Genomic DNA, 19,454 nt, shown 5'->3' on the forward strand with positions numbered 1-19,454 from the left:
AAGCCCTACGCAAACTCCGTTCACATTGGGTCCATGCCCAATCGGGCGTTGTCGTTAAGGGGGGTGTGCGTTATCTCCTCAACGCCCCCAAATTCCAGCAAATCCGGGCATTTCAGGTCATTTTCGATGCAAGATCACACGCCGCCTGCCTCCCTCGAAAACGCTATCGCACTGCAAAAATACGGCGTCGGACAGCCTGTTCGACGAAAGGAGGACGACACCCTGGTGCGCGGCAAGGGCAAATACACCGACGATTTCTCGCTGCCCGGCCAGGCCTATTGCTGGATGGTTCGCTCCTCGCATGCCCACGGAATCATCAAGGGGATCGATACGGCGGCCGCAAGGGCGATGCCGGGCGTGCTCGGGGTCTGGACCGGCGCCGACCTTGCGGCCGCCGGCTACAACCCCTTCACCTGCGGCCTGCCGCTGAAGAACCGTGACGGCTCCCCGCTCAAGCAGACCAACCGCCCCGCGCTGGTGACCGACAAGGTGCGCTTCGTCGGCGATCCCGTCGCCTTCGTGGTCGCGGAGACCGCCGCGCAGGCCCGCGATGCCGCCGAGGCCGTCGACGTCGATATCGAGCCGCTGCCCGCGGTGACCGACGCAGCTGAAGCCGCCAAGCCCGGCGCGCCGCAGCTCTATGACGACATCCCCGATAACGTCGCGCTCGACTATCACTATGGCGACACCGCCAAGATCGAGGCGGCGTTCGCCGGCGCGGCGCACGTCACCAAGCTCGACATCGTCAACACCCGCGTCGCCGTGGTCTCGATGGAGCCGCGCGTCGCGCTCGCGCATTACGACAAGAAAACCGAACGCTTCACGCTGCAGGTGCCGACCCAGGGCGTCTCCGGCAACAAGGCGATCCTGGCGCGCCTGCTCAACGTGCCCGCCGACAAGGTCCGCATCCTCACCGGCAATGTCGGCGGCTCGTTCGGGATGAAGAACCTCAACTATCCCGAATACACCTGCATCGCGCATGCTGCGCGTGAACTGGGCCGTCCGGTGAAGTGGCTGGATGAGCGCTCGACCAGCTTCCTCTCCGACAGCCAGGGCCGCGCGCAGCTGATCCATGCCGAGCTCGCGCTCGATGCCGACGGCAAGTTCCTCGCGGTGCGGCTGTCCGGCTACGGCAATCTCGGCGCCTACATCACCGGCGTCGCGCCGGGCCCGCTGTCGCTCAACACCGGCAAGAACCTCGCCAGCGTCTATCGCACGCCGCTGCTCGGCGTCGACATCAAGACGGTCCTGACCAACACCACGCTGATGGGCGCCTATCGCGGCGCCGGCCGGCCCGAGGCCAATTACTACATGGAGCGGCTGATCGATGCGGCCGCCGACGAGATGGGCATCAACCGCTTCACGCTGCGCAAGCGCAACTTCATCAAGCCGTCGCAGCTGCCGTTCCCGGCGGCGTCCGGCGTCACCTATGACAGCGGCGATTTCGCCGGTGTGTTCCAGAAGGCGCTGGAGATCTCCGACTATGAGAACTTCGCCAAGCGCAAGAAGGAGAGCAAGAAGAGCGGCAAGCTGCGCGGCATCGCCGTCGGCTCCTATCTCGAGGTCACCGCGCCGCCGAGCGGTGAGCTCGGCAAGATCAGCTTCGAGCCCGATGGCTCGGTGAAGCTCACCACCGGCACGCTGGATTATGGCCAGGGCCACGCCACGCCGTTCGCGCAGGTGCTGTCCGACCAGCTCGGGGTGCCTTTCGAGAAGATCACCCTCGAACAGGGCGACAGCGATCTCGTGCGCTTCGGCAACGGCACCGGCGGCTCGCGCTCGATCACCGCGACGGGGCAAGCGATCGTCGAGGCCTCGGCGCTCGTCGTCGAGAAGGGCAAGAAGGCGGCCGCGCACATGCTGGAGGCCTCCGAGGCCGACATCGAATTCGGCGCCGGCCGCTTCACCATCGCCGGCACCGACCGCTCGATCGGCATCATGGAGGTCGCCGAGCGGATGCGCGCCGGCAAGATGCCGGAAGGCACGCCGGACACGCTCGACGTCGATCACGCCACCAAGGAGACGGCGTCGACGTTCCCGAACGGCTGCCACGTCGCCGAGGTCGAGATCGATCCCGACACCGGCGTGACGCGGATCGTGCGCTACTCGGCGGTCAACGATTTCGGCGTCGTGGTCAATCCGATGATCGTCGCGGGCCAGCTGCATGGCGGCGTCGCGCAGGGCATCGGCCAGGCGCTGATGGAGGAAGTCAGCTACGACGCATCAGGCCAGCCGATCACCGGCTCGTTCATGGACTACGCGCTGCCGCGCGCCGGCGACGTGCCGTCGATGCTGGTCGGCGATCATCCCTCGCCGGCGAAATCCAACCCGCTCGGCACCAAGGGCTGCGGCGAGGCCGGCTGCGCCGGCAGCCTCGTCTGCATCGTCAACGCCGTGGTCGACGCGCTGTCGGAGTACGGCATCAAGCACATCAACATGCCGCTGACGCCCGAACGCGTCTGGCGCGCGATCCACGACGCCAAGGCGAGCGCGGCGTAGGGTCGCCGCTTCATCGTCACTCACCGCTGTCATCACCAGCGAAAGCGGGCGATCCAGTATTCCAAGACAGCAGTGGCTAAGCCGAGAAGCCGCGGCGTACAGGATACCCCGCATCCGCGGGGTATGACAGTTGCGGGTGGTGCAAGAGCTTGCCTCAAATCTCCACTCGTCATGCCCGGGCTTGACCCGGGCATCCATCAATCTGCGCAAGAATTTTCCGAACCGCGATGGATTGCCGGGTCAAGCCCGGCAATGACGGATCGTGTTACGCCGCGGCCTGCTCGCGCGGCTGGGTGATCGCGATGTGCCAGCAATGCGCGAGCGGCACACCGTTGCCGAGCACCAGCGCGTCGAGCTCGACGAAGCGGTGGCCCTTCTTGTCGTAATTGCCGGTCACCTTGGCGCGCGCGGTCAGCTCGTCGCCGATCTTGCCCGCCGACAGCAGCTGCATGCGGGTGCCGACATGGATCCAGGGCCCGAGGATCGCATTGTCGACCAGCACCTTGTTCATCACCCGCGGCAGCAGGCCGGGATGGCCGAGACCTTCGCGCAAGTAGATCGGGTCGGTCTCCCTGATATCGGCGAGATACTCCTTCGCGGCATCGCCCGACCAGTCGCGCGGGATGGTGCCGAGCCAGTTGCCCTCTTCATAGGACGACGCGCTGACCGCCTTGCGCTCGGCGACCGCGGCGACCTGCTTGTAGTCGTCGAGCACGAATTTCGGCGCCGATGCCGGCAGCGATGCGGTGCCGGTGGCGCAGAGCTCGCCGCGGCTGTGGAGCTCGATCGTCAGCCCATTGCCGGTCTCCTGTCCGGTCAATTCCGCGATCTCGCCGTCATAGACCGGCTTCACGAAGCGCGCCTCGATCAGGCCGCGCGCGAGGAAATCGCGGCCCCATTTCTCGACCGGCAGGTGCATCATGTAGGCCATCACGTCGACGCCGGGCACGAGCCCTCCGGAAAAGCCGAACTTGCGGGCCACCGTGTCGTCGTGGATCTTGTTTTCCGAGAGCTTTGAAGTGTTGTAGGCCGAGACGCGGTAGGTCAGCGAAGCCGTCTTCGAATCCATGGGGTTTCCCCTTATTTCCGTTGTTTTTCTAAGGCAATCGTAGTCGAACCGGGCAGCGTGACAAGCCTCTCGTTTTGCTCGCTATTTTCCGTCCGATGGAGTACACGCAGGCCGCGCCTGCCAACCCTGGAATCGATGACTGAAACCCCTGCCCCCACCCGCATCTATGTCGACGCCGACGCCTGCCCGGTGAAGGACGAGATCTATCGCGTCGCGATCCGGCACGGCGTGCCCGTCAGCGTGGTCGCGGGCAATTTCATCCGCGTGCCGCAGGATCCGCTGATCGAGCGCATCGCCGCAGGTTCCGGCATGGATGCGGCCGACGACTGGATCGCGGAACGCGTGCGTGAGGGCGACGTGGTGGTCACGGCGGACATTCCGCTGGCGAGCCGCTGCGTCAAGGCCGGCGCCGATGTGATCGCGCCGAACGGCAAGCCGTTCACCGAACAGTCGATCGGCATGACGCTTGCGGTGCGCAATCTGATGACCGATCTGCGCTCGTCGGGCGAGATCACCGGCGGCCCGAAATCATATTCGCCGCGCGACCGCTCGACCTTCCTGTCGACGCTCGACCAGACCATCCGCCGTATCCAGCGCCGCCGCGCCGAGCAGGCGCAGGCGAGCGAGCAGGGTTAGCGCGATGGCTCCGCCTCCCCTGATCCAGCTCAAGGACATCGGCCTGAGCTTCGGCGGCACGCCGCTGCTGACGGGCGTCGAGCTCTCGGTCTCCGCCGGCGAGCGCGTCTGCCTGATCGGCCGCAACGGTTCCGGCAAGTCGACCCTGCTGCGGATCGCGGCCGGCCTGGTCGAGCCTGACGCCGGCAGCCGCTTCGTGCAGCCCGGCGCCACCATCCGCTATCTGCCGCAAGAGCCGGACTTCGGCGACCACAAGACGACGCTCGCCTATGTCGAGGCGGGCCTCGGCCCCGGCGACGACCACTACCAGGCGCGCTATCTGCTCGAACAGCTCGGCCTCAGCGGCGAGGAAGATCCCGCGCACGTCTCCGGCGGCGAGGCGCGCCGTGCGGCGCTGGCCCGGGTGCTGGCACCCTCGCCCGATATCCTGCTGCTGGACGAGCCGACCAACCATCTCGACCTGCCGACCATCGAATGGCTCGAGGGCGAACTGGAAAGCCGGCGCTGCGCGCTGGTGCTGATCAGCCACGACCGCCGCTTCCTCACCAATTTGTCGCGCACCACGGCCTGGCTCGACCGAGGCCAGATCAGGCAGATCGAGCGCGGCTTCGGCGCCTTCGAGGCGTGGCGCGACGAGGTGTTGGCGGAGGAAGAGCGCGAGCAGCACAAGCTCGACCGCAAGATCGTCAACGAGGAGCATTGGCTGCGCTACGGCGTCTCCGGCCGCCGCAAGCGCAACGTCAAGCGGCTCGGCAATTTGCACGCGCTGCGCGACCAGCGCCGCAACTATCGCGGCGCCACCGGCAATGCCACGCTCGCCGCCGCCGAAGCCGAGAAATCCGGCCGCCTGGTGATCGAGGCCAAGAACATCGCGAAGGCGTTCGGCGAGCGCAAGATAGTCGACGGCTTCTCGACCCGGATCCAGCGCGGCGACCGGCTCGGCATCGTAGGTCCCAACGGCGCCGGCAAGACCACGCTGGTGCACCTGCTGATCGGCAACGACCCGCCCGATTCCGGTTCGGTGCGGCTCGGGGCCAACATCGAGATGGCAACCCTCGACCAGCACCGCGAGAGCCTCGACCCGAAGCTGACGCTGGCCGAAGCCTTGACCGGCGGCCGCGGCGATCACGTCATGGTCGGCGACAAGTCGAAGCACGTCATCGGCTACATGAAGGATTTCCTGTTCGCGCAGGAGCAGCGCGGCACGCCGCTGGAAGCGCTCTCCGGCGGCGAGCGCGGCCGCCTGATGCTGGCGCGCGCGCTGGCCAAGCCGTCCAACCTCTTGATCCTGGACGAGCCGACCAACGACCTCGATCTCGAAACCCTCGACGTGCTCGAGGACATGCTCGGCGATTACGAGGGCACGGTGATCCTGATCAGCCACGACCGCGACTTCCTCGACCGCGTCGTGACGTCGGTGATCGTGCCCGAAGGCCAGGGACGCTGGATCGAATATGCCGGCGGCTATTCCGACATGCTGGCGCAGCGTGGCGCCGACGTGAAGCGCGAGACGGTGAACGCGGAAGCCGCGACCGAAGAGAAGAAGGAAGCCAGGGCCGCGGCGCCCGAAGCAGCACCGAGGCGCCGGCTGAGCTTCAACGAGAAGCACGCGCTGGAAACCTTGCCGAAGACGATCGACAAGCTGCACAACGAGATCGCCAAGCAGCAGAAGCTGCTCGACGATCCCGATCTCTATACGAAGGATCGCAAGAAATTCGACGCCGCCTCGGCCGCGATCGCAAAGGCGCAGGAGGAGCTCGCCGCCGCCGAGGACCGCTGGCTCGAGTTAGAGGTGCTGCGTGAAGAGATCGAGCAGGCGTGAACACAATGATTCTTGCCGTCATTGCGAGGAGCGGAGCGACGAAGCAATCCATGCAACCGCAGATGCGGGCAGATGGATTGCTTCGCTCCGCTCGCAATGACAGAAACTCTGCAATGGAGCCGCCCCGATGACCACGCCCCTCGCCGCCAAGATCGCCAAGGAATACGGCACGCCCTGCGCCGTGATCGACATGGACCGGGTCGAGCGCAACATCGCGCGCATCCAGAAGGCCTGCGACGAGGCCGGCGTCGCCAACCGCCCGCACATCAAGACGCACAAGAACCCGATGCTGGCGCAGCTGCAGATCAAGGCCGGCGCCACAGGCATCACTTGCCAGAAGCTCGGCGAGGCCGAGATCATGGCGGACGCCGGCATCGACAACATCCTGATCAGCTACAATCTGCTCGGTGACGAGAAGATGGCACGGCTCGGCGCGCTGCAAGGCAAGGCCAACGTCACCGTCGCCGCCGACAATTCCGTCGTCGTCGGCGACCTGCCGAAGGCGGCAGCCGCCTCCGGCCGGCCGCTCTCGGTGGTGGTCGAATGCGACACCGGCCGCAAGCGCGCCGGCGTCGAGACGCCGGCCGAGGCGATCGCGCTGGCGCGCGAGATCGCAGCCTCGAAAGGCCTGAGCTTCGCGGGCTTCATGCTTTACCCGACCGAGACCGGCTGGGCCGATGCGCAGAAATTCTATGACGAGGCGCTGGCCGGCGTGCGCGCCCACGGCCTCGACGCGACCATCGTCTCCACCGGCGGCACGCCGAACCTGAAGAACCTCGGCAAACTGAAGGGCGGCACCGAGCATCGCTTCGGTACTTACATCTACAACGACCGCATGCAGGTCGCGGCCGGCGTCGCGACCTGGGACGATTGCGCGCTGCATATTTATTCCACCGTCGTCAGCCGCGCCGGCCCCGAGCGCGGCATCCTCGATGCCGGCTCCAAGACGCTGACCTCGGACACCGGCGGCCTCGAAGGCCACGGCCTGATCCTCGAACATCCGGAGGCCAGGATCGCGCGCTTCGCCGAGGAGCACGGCTTCCTCGATCTGTCTCGCAGCAACACGCGGCCCAATGTCGGCGACGTGGTGCGGATCGTGCCCAATCACGTCTGCGTCGTCGTCAACATGATGGACGAGGTCGTGATGGTTCGCGGCGACGAGATCATCGGTGCGCTGCCGGTGACGGCGCGGGGCAAGCTGCGGTAGCCGCATACACAGACCTTGTAGGATGGGTAGAGCGTAGCGAAACCCATCATGTCACTGCGGATCGAAGTTGATGGGTTTCGCTTCGCTCTACCCATCCTACGAACTCCGCATTTACTCCCGCATCAGCGCCTGCAGCTCGCGATCCAGCGCCAAGCGAAACACCTCGATCGGCCGCGCCAGGCGGCCGGCCGGCGGGCGATGCACGATCCAGGCGCGGACTGCGGGATTGAAATCCGCGATCTTCACGGCCTTGAGCCGGCTACGGATCGGGCTTCGTTTCAGCGCCACCGGCGTCACGAGGCCGATGCCGAGCCCGCGCGCCACCAGCGACAGCCGCAGCTCGCTGTCGAGCGCCTCGACCGCGATGTTGAACGGCAGATGTGCCGCATCGAAATGGCGCTTCAGCGTCTGGCGGAAGCCGCAGCCGTCCTGGTTGATCACCCATCCGGTCCGCGACAGCCATTCGAGATCGACCGACTTTGGCGTCTTCATGTCGCGCGCGACGACGAACACCACCGGCTGCGCGCCGAGATCGTCGGCCACGAGATCGTCGGGCGGCGATGTGCCGTCAGGCAAACAGATTGCCGCGGCATCGAGCTCGTTGCGGCTGACCCGCTCCATGTGGTTGGGCGACCAGCCGGAGACGACGCGCACCGCCAGCGCCGGAAATTCGCCGCGCACCGCATCGAGCGGACCGGTGAGCCCGGCCTCCGACAAAAACGGTGTCAGGCCGAGCCTGAACTCGCCGCGCACCACGCCGTCATTGGCGACGCCTGACTTGAGGTCGTCGAGCATGCGCAGCAGCCGGCGGCCCTGCTCGTAGGCCTCGATTCCCGCCGCCGTCGGCTTCAGCGGCTTCGATAGCCGGTCGAGCAGCTGCGCGCCGAGCATCTCCTCGAGATTCTGGATCCGCCGCGTCACGCCGGGCTGGGTCAGGTTCAGCCGCGCCGAGGCCGCAACGATCGATCCGGTCTCGACCACGGCGACGAACGCCACGAGGTCATGGGTGTTCATAACAATCTCGCATATTCTTCATCATCTTATTTGAATTGTAGCATATTATCCCGATCCCCTAAAGGGGGCCTCGCCACTCCATCGCGAGGTCCCATGACCATCTCCGAAACCACCAAACTCTCCCCGGCGCGCACCGTCGCCGTGCGTCCGCTGATCTGGATCGGCGCCATCACCACCGGCACCGTCGTCACCAATCTCTTTGCGCCGCAGATCCTCGTTGGCCTGATGGGCCGCTCGCTCGGCATGACCGCGCTAGAGGCCGGCCTGATCTCGACGTTGACCCTGCTCGGCTACGCGCTCGGGCTGCTGTTGCTGGTGCCGCTGGTCGACCTCGTCGAGAACAAGCGGCTGATTCTGCGGACGCTGGCCTGCGCTATCGTCGCGGCGATCGGTACCGCGATGGCGCCGACGCCGCTGATCCTGCTGGCCGCCACCTTCGTCCTCGGCGCGTCGTGCGCCGCGATCCAGATGGTGGTGCCGCTGGTGGCGTCGATGGTGCCGCCGGAGCGCCGGGGACAGGCGATCGGCGATGTGATGAGCGGCCTGATGATCGGCATCCTGCTGTCGCGGCCGATGGCGAGTCTGATCGCGGACAGCTGGAACTGGCGCGGCTACTATGTCACCTCAGCCGCGCTGATGACGGTGCTCGCCGCAGCACTGGCGCGCACGCTGCCGACGCTGCAGCCGGCGGCGAAGGTCAGCTACGGCGCGCTGCTGCGTTCGTTCCCGACACTGCTGCGCGAAGAGCCAGTGCTAAGCGTCCGGTCCTGGACTGCGGCGCTGGCGATGGCCTCGTTCACCGCGTTCTGGGCCGCCGTGGCGCTGCGCCTGCCGGACGCGCCGTTCAAGCTCGACGCCAGGGGGATCGCGCTGTTCGCGCTGATCGGCGTTGCCGGCGCTGTCGCGACACCGCTGGCCGGCCGCTGGGGCGACCGTGGCCTGGCACGGCCGATGCTGATCGGCTCGCACCTTCTGATCATTGCATCGCTGGCGCTGTGCGCGTGGGCCGGGGTGCTGGAGTCGCGGATCGCTGCACTCGTCGTGCTGAGCCTCGGCACCATCCTGCTCGATCTCGGCATCACCACCGACCAGACGCTCGGCCGCCGCGCCGTCAACCTGTTGCGGCCCGAGGCGCGCGGCCGGATCAACGGCCTGTTCGTGGCGCTGTTCTTCATCGGCGGCGCGGTGGGCGCGGCGGCGGCATCCGCGGCGTGGAGCTTTGGTGGATGGACCGCGGTGTGTGCGGTGGCCGCGACGTTCGGTGTGCTCGGCTTGATCACGGACATCGTGACGAGGACGGGCTCGGAATGAGCCGTATCCTGTAGGATGGGTAGAGCCAACGGGTCCGCGCAAAGCGCGGCCCGATGATAAACTCCGAGAAACCCATCATGCCTCCGCGCGGTAGAAAGTTGATGGGTTTCGCTTCGCTCTACCCATCCTACGAAGCTACGAATTCAGCCAATTCAACGTGCCCCTCCCAGCTGCGACGCCGGTTGCAAACGACGCCTGCAACAGATAGCCGCCGGTCGGCGCTTCCCAATCGAGCATCTCGCCGGCCACGAAGACGCCGGGCAGCCGCCGCAACATGAACTGCGCGTCGAGCTCGTCGAACCTGATGCCGCCGGCGCTCGAGATCGCGCGAGCGATCGGTGCCACGCCTGACACCTTGATCGGCACCGCATTGATCAGCTCGGCCAATTCGGCCGGCGGCAACGCGGCCAGCGAACGGCCGGCGGCGACTGTCGCCTCCTGCAACAGCCCGATGCCGACCGGCGAGAGCTGCGCGGCCTTGCGCAGGAAATTGGAAAGGGATTGCTTGCCCTTCGGCGTCGACAGACGCGCGACCAGTTCGTGGCGCGCGGCATCGGGCCGCAACGCCACCGTCAGTGTCGCCGTTCCCTTCGCGAGCACCGCCTCGCGCAATTCCGCCGACAATGCGTAGATCGCGCCGCCTTCGATGCCGGCGCGGGTGACGATGGCCTCGCCGCGCACCATATGCGAGCCGATCGTGAGGCCGACGCCCTTGAGCGGCTCGCCCTCGAACCGGTCGCGGAAGATATTTGACCAGGCAACCGTGAAGCCGGAATTGGCTGGCTTGATCGGCGCCACCGCAACGCCCTTCGCGGCGAGGATCTCCGCCCAGGCGCCGTCGGAGCCGAGCCGCGGCCAGCTCGCGCCGCCGAGCGCCAGCACGGTTGCATCGGCATTGACTGTGCGCTGGCCGTCCGGCGTCTCGAACAGCAGTCCCCCGCGCGCGTCCCATCCAACCCAGCGATGCCGGAATGTGAACGCGACGCCCGCGGAATCGAGCCGCCGTAGCCAGGCGCGCAGCAGGGGCGACGCCTTGAACGCCTCGGGGAATACGCGGCCGCTGCTGCCGACAAATGTCGGCTGCCCCAGCGCCTCGCTCCAGGCGCGTAAGGCATCGGGCGGAAATGCCTCGACCGCAGCCTTCAGATGCGGCATCGCCTCGCGATAGCGCGCAAGGAAATCCGACAGCGGCTCGGAGTGGGTGAGATTGAGCCCGCCACGGCCGGCCATCAGGAACTTGCGGCCGGCCGACGGCATCGCGTCGTAGCCGGTGACCTGTGCGCCACCTTGCGCGAGCACCTCCGCCGCCATCAGGCCGGCAGGTCCGGCTCCGATGACGGCGACGCTCATGCTCAGAGCTTGATCCCGGCCCGCGCGGCGGCCTGGGCGACATACTTCTGCGTCTGCTCGAACGCGCCCTGCAGCGCCTTCGCGGTCGACATGTCGCTGATCGCGTTGAAGTGCGCGGCGACGCCGTCCGGCGTCCATTCGGACTGCGGCAGGTTGACGCCTTCGGTCTCCAGCACGCGGATCACGGCAAACGAGCCGGCGCCGGCGCCCATGATAGTGCGGGTCGGTGCGTCCTCCGAGAGCAGGAATTCGACCGCGGGCGTGATCGCTTCCGGCTTCATCAGCGCCAGCGCCTGCGGCGGCAGCAGTTCCTCGGTCATGCGGGTCGCAGCGGTCGGCGAGATGGTGTTGACCTTGATGTTGTTCTTGCGGCCCTCTTCGGCGAGCACGTTCATCAGGCCGACCATGCCGGCCTTCGCCGCGCCGTAATTGGCCTGGCCGAAATTGCCGAACAGGCCGGACGACGAGGTCGTCAGCACGATGCGGCCGTAATTGCGCTCGCGCATGCCGGCCCACACCGCCTTGCAGCAGTAGAAGGTGCCGGTGAGATGCACGTCGAGCACCTTGGCCCAGTCGGCGACCTCGAGCTTGGTGAACGACTTGTCGCGCAGGATGCCAGCATTGGCGCACAACAGATCGACGCTGCCCCACTCCTTGGTAGCGCGCTCGACCATCGCGGTGACCTGCTCGAAGTTCGAGACGTCGGCGCCGTCGGCCATCGCGGTGCCGCCGGCTTTCCGGATCTCCTCGACCACGGTCTCGGCCGGCGACAGCGAACCGCCGGTGCCGTCGCGCGCGCCACCGAAATCGTTGACCACCACCTTGGCGCCGCGGCTGGCGAGCCCCAGCGCATGCGCCCGTCCGAGACCATTGCCCGCGCCGGTGACGATAGCGACGCGTCCGTCAAACCTGATTGCCATGCTTGTCATTCCTGCTCTGACTTCCCTGCTCCCCTTGTGGGAGAAGGTGGCGCGCGCCAGCGCGCCGGATGAGGGGTTCTCTCCACGGATGAGCACGCGGAGAGAGACCCCTCACCCGGCTTCATCTCGCTCCGCTCGATTTCGCCACCCTCTCCCACATGGGGAGAGGGTTAGTGCCCGAGCGGCATGAAAAGGTTGGAGACTTTTGAGCAGCGATGGATGGCCGGGTCAAGCCCGGCCGAGACTAGCCGACGCGGCCAGCGGGCGCGCTAGACCGAAGGGGTCATCGACCCGCAAGGTTTCAGGCTTTTGAGCAGGTGTCCGCTCCAGCACTCGTGATGCTCTTGAGCGTAGCTAATCGCACCGATCACAATCAAAGCGACTACGACAATTCCAGCGACGATGTTTTGCACCATGGCTGCCACTCCCGGGACCGCACCGCCTAAAGCGGGCATCATGGACACCAGGGAACACAGCCGTCAATGCGCCACATGGGCCAGAGCAGAGCATCGCCAAAAAAATCAGATTGGGGTGGCTCGCTGCACCTCCCCCGCTTGCGGGAGAGGTGGCGCAACTCTTCGCGATTGCAACACAACCGCGTCTTGCGATCCTCAGCTGAAATAGATCAGTCCGAGCCAGTCGGCGACCAGCGCGGGCTTTTCCTCGCCCTCGATCTCGACCGTGACGTTGGTGCGCGACAACAACTCTTTGGGCTTGCGCAGCGTGGCTTCGGCCAGCACGAAGCGGCCGCGTACGCGCTTGCCCGAGCGCACCGGCGAGATGAAGCGCAGCTTGTCGAAGCCGTAATTGACGCCCATTGCGGTGCCCTCGAGCACCGGCATCACCTCGTAGGACATGATCGACATCAGCGACATCGTCAGGAAGCCATGCGCGATCGTGGTGCCGAAGGCGGTCTCCTTCCTGGCGCGCTCGGGATCGACGTGAATGAACTGGTGATCCTCGATCACGTCGGCATAGGTGTCGATGCGGCCCTGATCGAGCAGGTGCCACGAGGACACGCCGATCTCCTTGCCGACCATGCCCTGGTAGGTTTCCAGCGACACCGGCGGCTTCTTCCAGACTTCGTTCATTGGCTAACCTCTTTTAACCGGAGGTCCGCACCTTCTGCAGCTCCGGAAATTCTTCCTCGCGGAACTCGACCCCGCGCAACGCATCGCTTCTGACATCGTCGTGTTCGAGCCGGCGCAACTGCACGCGACGGATTTTTCCAGAAATCGTCTTCGGCAGTTCGGTGACCAGCTCGAGCTTGCGGATGCGTTTAAACGGTGCGAGCCGCGTGTGCAAATGTTTGAAGATCGACAGCGCGGTCTCCGGCGTTCGTTCGACGCCTGATACCAGCAGCACATAGGCCTTCGGGACCGCCAGCCGGATCGGGTCCGGGCTCGGCACCACGGCGGCTTCGGCCACCGCGTCGTGCTCGAGCAGCACGCTCTCCAGCTCGAACGGTGAGATGCGGTAGTCGGAGGATTTGAACACGTCGTCGGTGCGACCGACGAAGGTCAGATACCCCTCGTCATCGGTGAACACGACGTCGCCGCTGCGATAGATCTCGCCGTCGGTGCCGATCAGCTTCCCGTCGTCGCCCTGATAGCCCTGCATCAGGCCCGCCGGCCGGTCGGCGCCGAGCAGCAAGGTCACCTCGCCTTCCTTCGCGGCGTGGCCGTCATTGTCGGTGACCTGCACGCGATAGCCCGGTAGCGGCCGGCCCATTGAGCCGACCTTGACCTTCTGTCCCGGCGAGTTGCCGGCCAGCGCGGTGGTTTCGGTCTGGCCATAGCCGTCGCGGATGGTCAGCCCCCAGGCCGATTTGACCTGGTCGATGATCTCCGGATTGAGCGGTTCGCCGGCGCCGCACACCTCGCGCAGCGAGACCTTGAAGCTTGCGAGCTCTTCCTGGATGAACAACCGCCACACCGTGGGCGGCGCGCACAGCGTGGTCACGCCGCAGCGGCCGATGATCGAGAGCAGTCCCTTCGCCTCGAAGCGTGGCTGGTTCGCGATAAAGATCGTTGCGCCGGCATTCCACGGCGCGAAGAAGCAGCTCCAGGCATGCTTGGCCCAGCCGGGCGAGGAGATGTTGAGGTGGATGTCGCCGGGCTGCAGGCCGATCCAGTACATGGTCGAGAGATGGCCGACCGGATAGCTGCGCTGGCTGTGCCGCACCAGCTTCGGCTTTGCCGTGGTGCCCGAGGTGAAATAGAGCAGCATCGGGTCGTCGGCCTTGGTCGGGCCATCGGGCGCGAATGCATCGGACTGCTTGGCGGAATCCTCGAACGGCAGCCAGCCGTCCTGCGGCTGCGTCGCGCCGACCACGATACGCGCGAGCTTGTCGCTGCCGAGGCCGGCGAACTTCGCGACCTGATCCTGCGTGGCGACCACCGCCCTCGCCTTGCCGCGGTCGAGCCGGTCGCGCAATTCATCCGCGGTCAAGAGCGTGGTGGCGGGGATCACGACGACGCCGAGCTTCATCGCCGCCAGCATGGTCTCCCACAGCGGCACCACATTGCCGAGCAGCAGCAACAGATGATCGCCGCGCTTCAGCCCCTGCGCGCGCAGGAAATTTGCAACCTGGTTTGAGCGGCGCGACAGCTCGGCGAAGGAAAGCTTGGTCTCGTTGCCGCTGGCGGCATCGACGATCCACAGCGCCGGCCGGTCGCGGCTGTCGGCATTATCAGCCAGTTCGGCATCGAACCAGTCGAGCGCCCAGTTGAACGGCACCGGATCGGGCCAGCGAAATCCCTTCACCGCGGCGTCGTAGTCGGTGCGGTGCTTGAGCAGAAAGGCGCGAGCGTCCTGAAATGTGGTCATCCGGCTTCACCACGTATTCTGACGTCATCCTGAGGAGCCGCGCGAAGCACGGCGTCTCGAAGGATGGCTACAGGCACCGTTTTCGCATCCTTCGAGGCTCGCTCCGCTCGCACCTCAGGATGACGGCGATTTACTTCGGGGCAAGGGCCCTAACGTGCTGGATAATTCCGGAAAAGTCGACCCCGCCGTGACCCGACGCGTCGAAGGTCTTATAAATCTCCTGTGCGTGCTTGCCGAGCGGCGTGACCGCGCCGGCCGCATTGGCGGCGTCCTGCGCCAAGGTCAGGTCCTTGACCATCAGGTTCGAAGCAAAGCCCGGCTTGTAATCGTTGTTGGCCGGCGAGGTCGGCACCGGGCCGGGAACCGGGCAGTAGGTCGTCAGCGACCAGCACTGTCCCGACGAGGTCGAGGCGACGTCGAACAGCGCCTGGTGCGACAGGCCGAGCTTCTCGGCCAGCACGAAAGCCTCGCCGACCGCGATCATGGAAATGCCGAGGATCATGTTGTTGCAGATCTTGGCCGCCTGCCCTGCACCGCCCGCGCCGCAATGCACGATCTTCTTGCCCATGTTCGCCAACATCGGCTGGGCCGCCGCGAATGCCTTCGGCTCGCCGCCGCACATGAAGGTCAGCGTCGCGCCCTTGGCGCCGCCGGTGCCGCCGGAGACCGGCGCATCGACCGAGGCCATGCCGTGCTTGGCGGCCAGCGCATGCGCCTGCTTGGCGCTTTCGACGTCGATCGTCGAGCAATCGATGATCAGCGTGCCCTTGGCCATCGCGGGCAGCACCTCGCTCCAGACGCCGAGCACATGCTTGCCGGCCGGCAGCATGGTGATGACGACATCGGCGCCCTTCACGGCGGCAACGCCGCTCTCGGCGATCGCGGCGCCGTCGCTCTTGGCCTGATCGCGGGACGCCGCGACCAGATCGAACGCGGTCACCTTGTGGCCGGCCTTGACCAGATTGGCCGCCATCGGCCCGCCCATATTGCCGAGCCCGATGAATGCGACGTTTGCCATGGGAAGTCCTCCGCTTGCGACGTTTCTATTTGCTGTCGGGAAATTTCAATTCGTCGGCGCCGATCTCGGCGAAGTAAGGCGCGAGCATCTCCGGCGTCACCTGTTCGATCCGGGCCGGCCACCATGTCGGATTGCGGTCCTTGTCGATCACGGCGGCGCGCACGCCCTCGCGGAAATCGTCGCTGGCGAACACCTCGAGCGCGGCGCGATATTCGCGCTTCAGGCACTCTTCCAGCGTCGCGGTCGCGCGCGCCAGCCGCAGCAGTTTCAGCGTCACCACCATGCCGCGCGGCGACTTCTCACCGAGCGTCTTCAGCGTGGCCTGCGCCATATCCGATCCGTCGACCGTCAGCGCGGCGACGACGTCCTCCATCCGGCCGCGTGCGAACCAGCCGTCGATCCTGGCCTGCATCGCGGCGACGGGGCCAGCCGTCTCGCCGGTGGCGAAGCCTCCGATCAGCCGGTCGATCTCGGCCGAACTCGTACCCGGCGTAACCTTGGTCAGCGCCTCGCGCAGCGCCGGCAGCTTTGCGCTCGGCACCACGGCGTCAGCGAATTTGGCGTAGATCGCATCGGGTCCGTTCATGGTGGTGCCGGTGAGCCCGAAATAGGTGCCGATCTCACCCGGAGAGCGCGACAGCAGATAGGTGCCGCCGACATCGGGGAAGAAGCCGAGCCCGACCTCGGGCATCGCGAGCTTGGTCCGCTCCGTCACCACGCGGTGGCGGCTATGCGCCGACAGCCCGACGCCGCCGCCCATCACGATGCCGTCCATGAAGGCGACATAGGGCTTTGGGAATTTCTTGATCCGCGCGTTGAGGATGTATTCGTCGCGCCACAGGATCCTGCCGAGATCGCCCTTGACCTTGGAACTCTCCCAGAGCGCGCGGATGTCACCGCCGGCGCACAGGCCGCGCTCGCCGGCGCCCTCCAGCACGATGACAGCGACGTCGGGATCGACCTCGAACGCATCGAGCGCCCTGTCGATGTCGTGGAACATCTCCAGCGTCACGGCATTGATCGCCTTCGGCCGGTTGAGCCGGATGATGCCGGCAGAACCTTCCTTGCGCGCGATCAGATCGCCCTCGGCTGCCGCCGCATCATTCATCGCGCGCCCTCGATCAACTTGCGCGACACGATCAGCCGCATGATTTCATTGGTGCCTTCGAGGATCTGGTGCACGCGCAGATCGCGCACGATCTTCTCGACACCGTATTCGCTGAGATAGCCGTAACCGCCGTGCAGCTGCAGCGCCTGGTTGGCGACCTCGAAGCCGACATCGGTGCCGAACCGTTTTGCCATCGCGCACAGCATGGAAGCGTCCGGATCCTTGCGGTCGAGCGCGGCGGCCGCCCGCCACAGGAAGGTACGTGCGGCTTCCAGCTCGGTCGCCATGTCGGCGATCTTGAATTGCAGCGCCTGGAATTCGTCGAGGCGTTTGCCGAATGCCTTGCGGTCCTTCATGTAGGCCAACGCCTTGTCGAGCGCCGCCTGCGCACCGCCGAGCGAGCACGCCGCGATGTTGAGGCGGCCGCCGTCGAGGCCGGCCATCGCGATCTTGAAGCCGATGCCCTCCTCCCCGAGCCGGTTCGCGACCGGCACGCGCGCATTCTCGAACATCACCGCGCGGGTCGGCTGCGCATTCCAGCCCATCTTGCGCTCGTTATTGCCGAACGACACGCCCGGCGTCTTGCCGTCGACGACAAGCGTCGAGACGCCGCCGGGTCCGTCGCCGCCGGTGCGCACCATCGCCACCAACAAGTCGGTGCTGCCGGCTCCGGAGATGAACTGCTTCTGGCCATTGAGAACGTAGTGATCGCCGTCGCGCACCGCGCGGGTGCGCAGCGCAGCGGCGTCGGAGCCGGCGCCCGGCTCGGTCAGGCAGTAGCTGGCGATCAGCTCCATGGTGCAGAGCTTCGGCAGCCATGTGTGGCGCTGGGTGTCGTTGCCGTAGGCGTCGATCATCCAGGATGCCATGTTGTGGATCGAGATGAAGGCCGACGTGGTCGGGCACCCCGTCGCCAGCGCCTCGAAGATCAGCGCCGCGTCGAACCGCGTCATCGCCGAGCCGCCGACATCATCCTTGATATAGATGCCGCCGATCCCGAGGCCTGCCGCCTCGCGCATCACATCCACCGGAAAGTGCTTTGTCTCGTCCCATTCGAGCGCGTGCGGCGCGATCTTTTCCGCCGCAAACGCCCGCGCCATGTCGCGAACCGCGATCTGGTCCTCGTTGAGAGCGAACTGCATGCTTCGCCTCTCGGGACGAGTTTACTTCATCGTCGGGATCGAGAACTCCGCGCCTTCCTTGACGCCGGACGGCCAACGCGAGGTCACCGTCTTGGTCTTGGTGTAGAAGCGGATCGAGTCCGGACCGTGCTGGTTGAGGTCGCCGAAGCCGGACTTCTTCCAGCCGCCGAAGGTGTAATAGGCGATCGGCACCGGGATCGGCACGTTGATGCCGACCATGCCGACATTGACCTTGGCGGCGAAGTCGCGCGCGGCGTCGCCGTCGCGGGTGAAGATCGCGACACCGTTGCCGTAGTCATGGTCGGACGGCAGCGCCAGCGCCTCGTGATAGTCGTGGGCGCGCACCACCGAGAGCACCGGGCCGAAGATCTCTTCCTTGTAGATCCGCATGTCCTTGGTGACGTTGTCGAACAGCGAACCGCCGAGATAGAAGCCCTTCTCGTAGCCCTGCATCTTGAAGCCGCGGCCGTCGACCGCGAGCGTCGCGCCTTCCTTGATGCCGATGTCGATGTAGCTCTTGACCTTCTCGACCGCCTCGCGGGTCACCAGCGGGCCGTAATCGGCCGACGGATCCACCGAGGTGCCGATCTTGAGCGACTCGACGCGCGGGATCAGCTTCTCCATCAGGCGGTCGGCGGTGGTCTTGCCGACCGGCACCGCGACCGAGACGGCCATGCAGCGCTCGCCGGCGGAGCCGTAGCCGGCGCCGATCAGCGCATCGACCGTCTGGTCCATGTCGGCGTCCGGCATGATGATGGCGTGGTTCTTGGCGCCGCCGAAGCACTGGCAGCGCTTGCCGGTCTGCGCGGCGCGCTCGTAGATGTACTGCGCGATCGGGGTCGAGCCGACGAAGCCGATCGCCTTGATATCGGGATCGTCCAGGATGGCGTCGACTGCCTCCTTGTCGCCGTTGACGACGTTGAGGATACCGGCCGGCAGGCCCGCCTCGATCATCAGCTCGGCGAGCATCATCGGCACGCCGGGATCGCGCTCCGACGGCTTGAGGATGAAGGCGTTGCCGCAGGCGATCGCCGGCGCGAACTTCCACATCGGGATCATCGCCGGGAAGTTGAACGGCGTGATGCCGGCGACCACGCCGAGCGGTTGGCGCATCGAATAGATGTCGATGCCGGGGCCGGCGCCCTCGGTGTACTCGCCCTTCATCAGATGCGGGATGCCGCAGGCAAACTCGGCGACCTCAAGGCCGCGCTGGATGTCGCCCTTGGCGTCGGGAACGGTCTTGCCGTGCTCGCGCGCCAGCAGCTCGGCGAGCTTGTCGTAGTCGCGCTGCACCAGCTCGAGGAACCGCATCATGACGCGGGCGCGGCGCTGCGGGTTGGTGGCGGCCCATTCCGGCTGCGCGGCCTTGGCGTTCTCGACCGCGGCGCGGAGCTCGGCCTTGGAGGCCAGCGCGACCTTGGCCTGGACGTCGCCGGTCATCGGCTCGAAGACGTCAGCCGTGCGGCCCGACGTGCCCTTGACCTCCTTGCCACCGATGAAATGTCCGATTGAGCGCATGAACAAACCTC

15 protein-coding genes are annotated in these 19,454 nt (G+C 66.3%); 5 read left to right on the forward strand and 10 right to left on the reverse strand.

The genetic code is table 11. The features are described 5' to 3' along the window. Positions 1 to 126: 126 nt before the first annotated feature. Positions 127 to 2,499 carry a xanthine dehydrogenase family protein molybdopterin-binding subunit gene (locus QA635_RS25180; protein WP_283061941.1) on the forward strand — a complete coding sequence of 791 codons (2,373 nt, stop codon included), beginning with the start codon at positions 127 to 129 and terminating at the stop codon, positions 2,497 to 2,499. A 265-nt stretch (positions 2,500 to 2,764) separates the two neighbouring features. Here QA635_RS25180 and QA635_RS25185 read toward each other — a convergent pair whose 3' ends face one another. Further along, a complete protein-coding gene (locus QA635_RS25185) occupies positions 2,765 to 3,568 on the reverse strand; it encodes a hotdog family protein (protein ID WP_283061942.1) in 804 nt (267 codons plus the stop codon). Between the two features lie 135 nt (positions 3,569 to 3,703). Between QA635_RS25185 and QA635_RS25190 the strand changes: the two genes are divergently transcribed. From QA635_RS25190 to QA635_RS25200, 3 genes are all read left to right on the forward strand, one after another. Next, complete coding sequence (locus QA635_RS25190) at positions 3,704 to 4,204, forward strand: YaiI/YqxD family protein (protein ID WP_283061943.1); 501 nt, start codon at positions 3,704 to 3,706, stop codon at positions 4,202 to 4,204. 4 nt (positions 4,205 to 4,208) lie between these two features. Then, positions 4,209 to 6,026 (forward strand): ABC-F family ATP-binding cassette domain-containing protein, encoded by a 1,818-nt coding sequence (locus QA635_RS25195; protein WP_283061944.1) that lies wholly within the window; start codon positions 4,209 to 4,211, stop codon positions 6,024 to 6,026. 127 nt (positions 6,027 to 6,153) lie between these two features. Next, entirely contained in the window at positions 6,154 to 7,233 is a 1,080-nt protein-coding gene (locus tag QA635_RS25200) for a D-TA family PLP-dependent enzyme (protein ID WP_283061945.1), read from the forward strand. A 111-nt stretch (positions 7,234 to 7,344) separates the two neighbouring features. Here QA635_RS25200 and QA635_RS25205 read toward each other — a convergent pair whose 3' ends face one another. Then, a complete protein-coding gene (locus QA635_RS25205) occupies positions 7,345 to 8,247 on the reverse strand; it encodes a LysR family transcriptional regulator (protein WP_283061946.1) in 903 nt (300 codons plus the stop codon). A 93-nt stretch (positions 8,248 to 8,340) separates the two neighbouring features. Between QA635_RS25205 and QA635_RS25210 the strand changes: the two genes are divergently transcribed. Beyond that, positions 8,341 to 9,558: an MFS transporter gene (locus tag QA635_RS25210; protein ID WP_283061947.1), complete on the forward strand. Its 1,218-nt coding sequence runs from the start codon at positions 8,341 to 8,343 to the stop codon at positions 9,556 to 9,558. 135 nt (positions 9,559 to 9,693) lie between these two features. Here the strand turns inward: QA635_RS25210 and QA635_RS25215 are convergent, their stop codons facing one another. The 8 genes from QA635_RS25215 to QA635_RS25250 all read right to left on the reverse strand — a co-directional run bounded on the left by QA635_RS25215 (position 9,694) and on the right by QA635_RS25250 (position 19,443). After that, positions 9,694 to 10,908, reverse strand: a complete 1,215-nt coding sequence (locus QA635_RS25215) for a TIGR03862 family flavoprotein (RefSeq protein WP_283061948.1) — start codon at positions 10,906 to 10,908, stop codon at positions 9,694 to 9,696. A gap of 2 nt (positions 10,909 to 10,910) precedes the next feature. After that, the gene (locus tag QA635_RS25220; protein WP_028344663.1) at positions 10,911 to 11,828 is read right to left on the reverse strand and encodes an SDR family NAD(P)-dependent oxidoreductase; all 918 of its coding nucleotides are present in this window, start codon (positions 11,826 to 11,828) and stop codon (positions 10,911 to 10,913) included. Between the two features lie 611 nt (positions 11,829 to 12,439). After that, positions 12,440 to 12,919, reverse strand: a complete 480-nt coding sequence (locus tag QA635_RS25225) for a MaoC family dehydratase (RefSeq protein ID WP_016846543.1) — start codon at positions 12,917 to 12,919, stop codon at positions 12,440 to 12,442. A 13-nt stretch (positions 12,920 to 12,932) separates the two neighbouring features. After that, entirely contained in the window at positions 12,933 to 14,657 is a 1,725-nt protein-coding gene (locus QA635_RS25230; RefSeq protein ID WP_283061950.1) for an AMP-binding protein, read from the reverse strand. A 130-nt stretch (positions 14,658 to 14,787) separates the two neighbouring features. Beyond that, a complete protein-coding gene (gene mmsB, locus QA635_RS25235; RefSeq protein ID WP_283061951.1) occupies positions 14,788 to 15,675 on the reverse strand; it encodes a 3-hydroxyisobutyrate dehydrogenase in 888 nt (295 codons plus the stop codon). 25 nt (positions 15,676 to 15,700) lie between these two features. After that, positions 15,701 to 16,783, reverse strand: coding sequence for an enoyl-CoA hydratase/isomerase family protein (locus tag QA635_RS25240; protein WP_283061953.1), 1,083 nt, complete (start codon positions 16,781 to 16,783; stop codon positions 15,701 to 15,703). After that, positions 16,780 to 17,925 (reverse strand): isobutyryl-CoA dehydrogenase, encoded by a 1,146-nt coding sequence (locus QA635_RS25245; protein WP_016846539.1) that lies wholly within the window; start codon positions 17,923 to 17,925, stop codon positions 16,780 to 16,782. Before QA635_RS25245 ends, QA635_RS25240 begins: the two co-directional genes overlap by 4 nt. Positions 17,926 to 17,946: 21 nt before the next feature. Continuing rightward, the gene (locus tag QA635_RS25250) at positions 17,947 to 19,443 is read right to left on the reverse strand and encodes a CoA-acylating methylmalonate-semialdehyde dehydrogenase (RefSeq protein ID WP_283061955.1); all 1,497 of its coding nucleotides are present in this window, start codon (positions 19,441 to 19,443) and stop codon (positions 17,947 to 17,949) included. Positions 19,444 to 19,454: the final 11 nt, after the last annotated feature.

It is taken from the genome of Bradyrhizobium brasilense, from assembly GCF_029714345.1.
GTDB classification, from domain to species: domain Bacteria; phylum Pseudomonadota; class Alphaproteobacteria; order Rhizobiales; family Xanthobacteraceae; genus Bradyrhizobium; species Bradyrhizobium australafricanum.

Excerpts from the sequence above, each read along its gene's own strand:
- QA635_RS25180 (WP_283061941.1), top strand. The coding sequence starts at position 127 with ATGCAAGATCACACGCCGCCTGCCTCCCTCGAAAACGCTATCGCACTG.
- QA635_RS25185 (WP_283061942.1), bottom strand. The coding sequence starts at position 3,568 with ATGGATTCGAAGACGGCTTCGCTGACCTACCGCGTCTCGGCCTACAAC.
- QA635_RS25190 (WP_283061943.1), top strand. The coding sequence starts at position 3,704 with ATGACTGAAACCCCTGCCCCCACCCGCATCTATGTCGACGCCGACGCC.
- QA635_RS25195 (WP_283061944.1), top strand. The coding sequence starts at position 4,209 with ATGGCTCCGCCTCCCCTGATCCAGCTCAAGGACATCGGCCTGAGCTTC.
- QA635_RS25200 (WP_283061945.1), top strand. The coding sequence starts at position 6,154 with ATGACCACGCCCCTCGCCGCCAAGATCGCCAAGGAATACGGCACGCCC.
- QA635_RS25205 (WP_283061946.1), bottom strand. The coding sequence starts at position 8,247 with ATGAACACCCATGACCTCGTGGCGTTCGTCGCCGTGGTCGAGACCGGA.
- QA635_RS25210 (WP_283061947.1), top strand. The coding sequence starts at position 8,341 with ATGACCATCTCCGAAACCACCAAACTCTCCCCGGCGCGCACCGTCGCC.
- QA635_RS25215 (WP_283061948.1), bottom strand. The coding sequence starts at position 10,908 with ATGAGCGTCGCCGTCATCGGAGCCGGACCTGCCGGCCTGATGGCGGCG.
- QA635_RS25220 (WP_028344663.1), bottom strand. The coding sequence starts at position 11,828 with ATGGCAATCAGGTTTGACGGACGCGTCGCTATCGTCACCGGCGCGGGC.
- QA635_RS25225 (WP_016846543.1), bottom strand. The coding sequence starts at position 12,919 with ATGAACGAAGTCTGGAAGAAGCCGCCGGTGTCGCTGGAAACCTACCAG.
- QA635_RS25230 (WP_283061950.1), bottom strand. The coding sequence starts at position 14,657 with ATGACCACATTTCAGGACGCTCGCGCCTTTCTGCTCAAGCACCGCACC.
- mmsB (WP_283061951.1), bottom strand. The coding sequence starts at position 15,675 with ATGGCAAACGTCGCATTCATCGGGCTCGGCAATATGGGCGGGCCGATG.
- QA635_RS25240 (WP_283061953.1), bottom strand. The coding sequence starts at position 16,783 with ATGAATGATGCGGCGGCAGCCGAGGGCGATCTGATCGCGCGCAAGGAA.
- QA635_RS25245 (WP_016846539.1), bottom strand. The coding sequence starts at position 17,925 with ATGCAGTTCGCTCTCAACGAGGACCAGATCGCGGTTCGCGACATGGCG.
- QA635_RS25250 (WP_283061955.1), bottom strand. The coding sequence starts at position 19,443 with ATGCGCTCAATCGGACATTTCATCGGTGGCAAGGAGGTCAAGGGCACG.